This is a genomic window from Acidimicrobiales bacterium (assembly GCA_035546775.1).
GTDB lineage: Bacteria > Actinomycetota > Acidimicrobiia > Acidimicrobiales > JACCXE01 > JACCXE01.
The window spans coordinates 1-4,872 of record DASZWD010000032.1 but is presented as its reverse complement, the minus strand read 5'-3'; the positions used below and the strand labels follow the sequence as shown (position 1 = coordinate 4,872).

Annotated in this window: 6 protein-coding genes; all 6 read right to left on the bottom strand. The window is 69.7% G+C overall.

Features of this window, described 5'->3' with window-relative positions:
- Window positions 1–769, bottom strand: a 769-nt coding sequence (locus VHC63_08150) for an SDR family oxidoreductase (protein ID HVV36562.1), incomplete at its 3' end; no start/stop codon positions are given.
- A gap of 11 nt (window positions 770–780) precedes the next feature.
- The gene (locus VHC63_08145) at window positions 781–1,755 is read right to left on the bottom strand and encodes a phosphotransferase family protein (protein HVV36561.1); all 975 of its coding nucleotides are present in this window, start codon (window positions 1,753–1,755) and stop codon (window positions 781–783) included.
- Window positions 1,752–2,132, bottom strand: coding sequence for a DUF6285 domain-containing protein (locus tag VHC63_08140; protein ID HVV36560.1), 381 nt, complete (start codon window positions 2,130–2,132; stop codon window positions 1,752–1,754). The genes VHC63_08145 and VHC63_08140 overlap by 4 nt, the downstream gene beginning before the upstream one ends.
- A 3-nt stretch (window positions 2,133–2,135) precedes the next feature.
- Entirely contained in the window at window positions 2,136–2,915 is a 780-nt protein-coding gene (locus VHC63_08135) for an enoyl-CoA hydratase-related protein (GenBank protein ID HVV36559.1), read from the bottom strand.
- A gap of 2 nt (window positions 2,916–2,917) precedes the next feature.
- On the bottom strand, window positions 2,918–3,688 hold the full coding sequence (locus VHC63_08130; GenBank protein ID HVV36558.1) for an enoyl-CoA hydratase-related protein: 771 nt from the start codon (window positions 3,686–3,688) through the stop codon (window positions 2,918–2,920).
- On the bottom strand, window positions 3,688–4,872 hold a 1,185-nt coding region (locus VHC63_08125), incomplete at its 5' end, for an amidohydrolase family protein (protein HVV36557.1). The genes VHC63_08125 and VHC63_08130, both read right to left, overlap by 1 nt.

Below are 4,872 nucleotides of genomic sequence, written 5' to 3'. Positions count from 1 at the left end.
CACGGATCCAGCGGTCGCGGTCGCCGGCGCGGCGGCGCTCGTATTCCTCGACCTCGGGGTGCGGGAGGATCAAGAAGTGCTCGGCGCGCAGGCCGTCGATGACGACCCGGGCGACGTCTTCGGGCTCGAGCACGCCGTCGTTCGACGCGTGCGACACGTCGCCCTTGCCCGGCTGCGGACCGCCGAGGAACGCCGCGATCTCGGTGCGCACCGCCTGCGGGCACAGGCAGCTCACCTTCACGCCGGTGTCGCCGTAGGTGATGGCGATCCACTCGGCGATCGACACCGCGGCGTGCTTCGACATCGAATACGGCGCCGCGCCCAACTGCGTCAGCAACCCGGCGGCCGACGCCGTGTGCAGCAGGTAACCCTCGCCGCGCGCCACCATGCCCGGCAGCACGGCGCGCGCCGCGTACACGTGGCTCATCACGTTGATGTCGAAGGCGCGCCGCCATTCCTCCTCCGGCGCGTGCACGCCGCCGAGCACGAGCACGCCGGCGTTGGCGCAGAACAGGTCGACGGGACCGAACGTCTCTTCGGTGATGTTCACCAGCGCGTTGACGCTGTCCTGGTCGGCCACGTTCGTCGTGACCGCCAGCGCGGTGCCGCCGTTGTTGTTGATGTAGTCGGCCGACTCGACGGCGCGATCGCCGTTGATGTCCGCCACCACCACCGCCCGCGCGCCCTCGTTGGCGAACGCGACGGCAAGCCCGCGCCCGATCCCCGTCGCCGCACCCGTCACCACCGCGACCTTGTCCTTGAGCTCCATGGCCCAGGACGCTACGCGAACTGGTTCTGGAGCAGCATCAGGCAGTCGTACTCGAGTTCGCCGACGCGCCGACCGCTGCCCGCCATCACGATCGACCGGAACGTGCCGTCGATGTGGGCGCGGCCCTGGCCGGCGAGGCCGAGCCCCCAGCGCAGCGTCGAGTAAAGCTTCCACCAGAAGAACGCGCCGTCGTCCCACGCGCCGCCCGCGCCTTCGTACCCGGCGCGCAGGTCGCCGCGCGTGGCGAAGCCGCCGACTTCGAGTTCGTCGTTGCGGAAGCGCCACATGCGCACGCACATCCACGCCAGGTCCTCCATGGGATCGCCGACGTGGGCCACCTCCCAGTCGAGGATGGCGCGCAGCCCGTCAGCCCCCACGATGATGTTGCCGTTGCGGCAGTCGCGGTGCACGACCGCCACACGGTTCGACACCGGACGGTGCGTGTCGAGCCAGGCGTAGGTCAGCTCGAACACCGGCGACGGCTGGATGAGCAGATCCATCAGGGCGCGCACGTGGCCCAGCGCGGCATCGACCGCCGTGTGGCCCTGCGGCGGGCGTTCGAGCGCCGGAGGCGCCAGGTTCGGGTCGACGGCGTGCAGCTTGGCGAACGACGCGCCGATGTCGCGGGCGACGGTGGCGCCCAAACCCGGGTTCGCGGCGACCAGCCGCAGGATCTGGCGCCCGACGGTCTCCCCCGCGATCTGCGACGTCACGAAGAACGGACCGCCGACGTAGGCCGGATCCGTGCACACCGCGTGCACATGGGCGACCGCGACGCCCGCGTCTTCGGCCAGCCGCAACGTCGCCGCCTCCGTCTCGACCGTCATGATCTGCAGGCCGGCGTCGTGGATGATCGTGGCGACCATCGGCACGCCGTCGGCCCTGAACAACACGTTGCGCCGCCGCGCCCCCGCCGACGCGAAGACGACGTCGGTGACCTCCGCGTCCAGGAACGCCGCCAGCCCCTTCGCGACCGTTTCGCTCACGCTTCGAGTTGCTCGCCGGCGAAGTCGTAGGCGTCATGGCCCGGCTTGTTCACCGCCAGCTTGTCGAGGGTCACCGCCAGCAGGACGGGCCACGCGGCGCGGGCGAACTCGGCGTCGTCGTTGGCCCGCAACCGCGCCGCCAGCTCCGCGTTGAGCTCGGCGACGGATCCGTCGGCGCCGAGAAGGTCACCGATCAGCGCGCGCTCCCGGAAGTTGGTCTCGCGCCCCATCTCCAGTTCACGCTGCACGATGCGGGCCAAGTTGGCAGCGACGCGCACGTGGTGCTGCGTCGGCCCCGACGTGGCGGCGAGCACTTCACCCTCCAAGAGATCGGCGATGTCACGCAGCAGTTCCGCAGCCGTGGGTCGGTCCTGCATGCGTTACTCGCCGGTGAAGACGGGGGCGCGCTTTTCCAGGAACGACTGCACACCCTCGCGGTGGTCCTTGGTCTGGAACAACTCGATGAGGCTGCTCGTGACCCACGCGCCGAGGTCGTGCCAGTCGGGGTCGAGCGTGCGCCGCAGGCCCTCCTTCAGACGCTGCACGGCCAGGGGCGGATTGTTGGCGATCTCGTGGGCGAGTTCGAGCGCCGTCTTCATCAACTCCGCGTGCGGGACGCAGCGCGACACCAGCCGCAGCCGCGCCGCCTCCTCGCCGCTCACGATGCGTCCGGTGAACAACAGCTCGGCGGCGGTCTCGCGCCCGACGATCTGCGCCAACCGGCCGAGACCGGGCACGTCGCAGTTGATGCCGCGCTTGACGAACAACTCGCCGAACTTGGCGTTCTCCGATGCGATCCGGATGTCGGCCATCAGCGCCAGCTCCATCCCCCACCCGACCGCCGCGCCGTTGACCGCGGCGATGATCGGCACGTTGGTGTGCAGCAGCGCGTCGGCCGCCGGCGTGAGACGCGGCGTCAGCGGGGCGCGGTCGCCGCTCGGCGCGTCGCCCGTCTTCGACAGGATCTGCTTGACGTCGTCACCGGAACAGAACGCCGGGTCGACGCCGGTGATGACGAGGCAGCGCTGCGTCGTGGTGCGCACCGCGTCTTCGAGCTCCGCGTAGGTGGTGTAGGTCAGCGCGTTACGCGCCTCGGGCCGGTTGAGGCTGAGGATGCCGACGTGTCCGTCGACCTCGTAGGTGATCTCGCTGTAAGCCATGGCTACTGTCCTGTGAAGTTGGCCGGGCGGCGCTCGAGGAACGCAGCGACGCCTTCGGCGTGGTCGTGGGAAGCGAAGCACTCGCGCAGCAGCGCCGCGGTCTGCGCCACGTGCGTGGTGACGTCGTTCGTCATGCCGTCGTAGACAAGCCGCTTCATGCGGGCGATGGCGAACGGTGAGCCCTTGCGGTAGCGCTGCGCTTCTTCTTCGGCGGCGGCGGGGAGGTCGTCGGGCGCGACCACCTGGCTGACGAAGCCGATGTCGAGGGCGGTCTGGGCGTCGATGATGTCGCCGGAGAACAGCAGCCGCATCGCCTCGCTATAGCCGACGATGCGCGGCAGCAGGAACGTGCCCGCGCCGGTGTCGGCGACGAGGCCGCGCAACACGAACACCCAGCCGAAGCGCGCCCGTGTCGACGCGATGCGCACGTCGCACTGCGTGGCGAACTCGGCGCCCATGCCGACGGCCGGCCCGTCGATGGCGCCGACGACGGGCCGCGGGCAGGCGCTGATCACCAACGGCGGCGGCGATCCTTCGGCGCCCCGGCGGCCGCGGTCTTCGGTCGGTGTGTCGTTGAGGTCCGACAGATCGGTACCGGCGCAGAACGCCCCGCCGGTACCTTCGACGATCACCGCGCCCACGCCGTCGTCTGTGCCGGCGCGCTGCACCGCCGCGTAGAAGTCGGCGAGGATGCCGTAGGTCATCGCCCCCTTCTTCTCGGGCCGGTCGATGATCACGTGTGCGACGCCGTCGCGAACCTCGTAGCGGATCATCAGACCGTGATCTTGAACAGCTGGCGGCAGTTGTCGCCGAGGAAGGCGCGGCGGTGCTCGTCGGGGAACATGCCGCCGAGCTCGTCGAGGTCGAGGATGTACTCCGGCGTGTGGTCGGCGTGCGGGAAGTCCGACGCCCACATGAACCGGTCGTAGCCGTAGCGCTGCGCCAGCGCCGGGATCATGCGTTCGTCAGGGTCGCAGCTGATCCAGCACTGCTGGCGGAAGTAGTCCGACGGCTTGTGCTTGAGCGGCGCGTTCTGCGCCATCACGGTGTGGCCGTACACGCCGTCCATGCGGTCGAGCCAGTAGCCGATCCAGCCGCCGCCCGACTCGAGTACGAGCACCTTGAGGTTCGGGAACTTGTCGAACACGGCGTAGTCGAACAGCGTGGCGAACTGGGTGCGCACGCCGTCGCTCGCCTGCACCGACGCACTGAGGCGCAGTTCGCGGGCGTGCTCCCACGTGCCGTTGCGCTCGCCCTTGGTCCACTGCGGCTCGAACGTCGGGTGGATGGCGAAGGGGACGTCGAGGGCTTGGGCGGCGGCGAAAACGGGGTCGTTGTCGGGGTGACCGAGCGGCTTGCGGTCATGCGTGAAGGGCGCCACGTAGCAGCCACGCGCCCCTTCACCGACCGCACGTTCGAGTTCCGCCGCCGCAGCCTGGGGATCACCCAACGACAGGTGCGCCGTCGGAATCAGCCGGCCGCCGCTGTCGGAGCACCACTCGCAGATCCAGCGGTTGTAGGCCTTGGTGTAGGCCTGCGACAGCTCGGCGTCCTCGAGCTCGGCCTCCCACAGCAGACCGGTCGTCGTGTAGATGACGGCGGCGTCGATGTGTTCCTGGTCGAGGTACTTCAGCCGCTCCTTGGGATCGGTGGCGGCGGGCGGCGCGTGGTTGTCGTAGGTGACCTCGGGGTCGAACATCATCTTGCCGAGATCAGGCCGGCCCATGGCGGCGAGCGTCGAGGGGAACCCGCGGCGGCTCATGCGCGAGCGCTGGCCGTTGATCTGCAACTCGTCGAGGCCGTTCTCGTCCTTGACGATGCGCAGGGCGACGTCGCGGTACTGCGGGTCGATGTAGTCCTCCCACAGGGTCGACGGCTCGAGGATGTGGCCGTCGGCGTCGACCGCCCCGTCCCAGCTGAGACGGTGCGTTTCGTAGAAATCCTTCATCTGTCCCCC

Coding starts and splice junctions, on each gene's coding strand:
- VHC63_08140 (HVV36560.1), bottom strand. CDS start 2,132: ATGCAGGACCGACCCACGGCTGCGGAACTGCTGCGTGACATCGCCGAT.
- VHC63_08135 (HVV36559.1), bottom strand. CDS start 2,915: ATGGCTTACAGCGAGATCACCTACGAGGTCGACGGACACGTCGGCATC.
- VHC63_08130 (HVV36558.1), bottom strand. CDS start 3,688: ATGATCCGCTACGAGGTTCGCGACGGCGTCGCACACGTGATCATCGAC.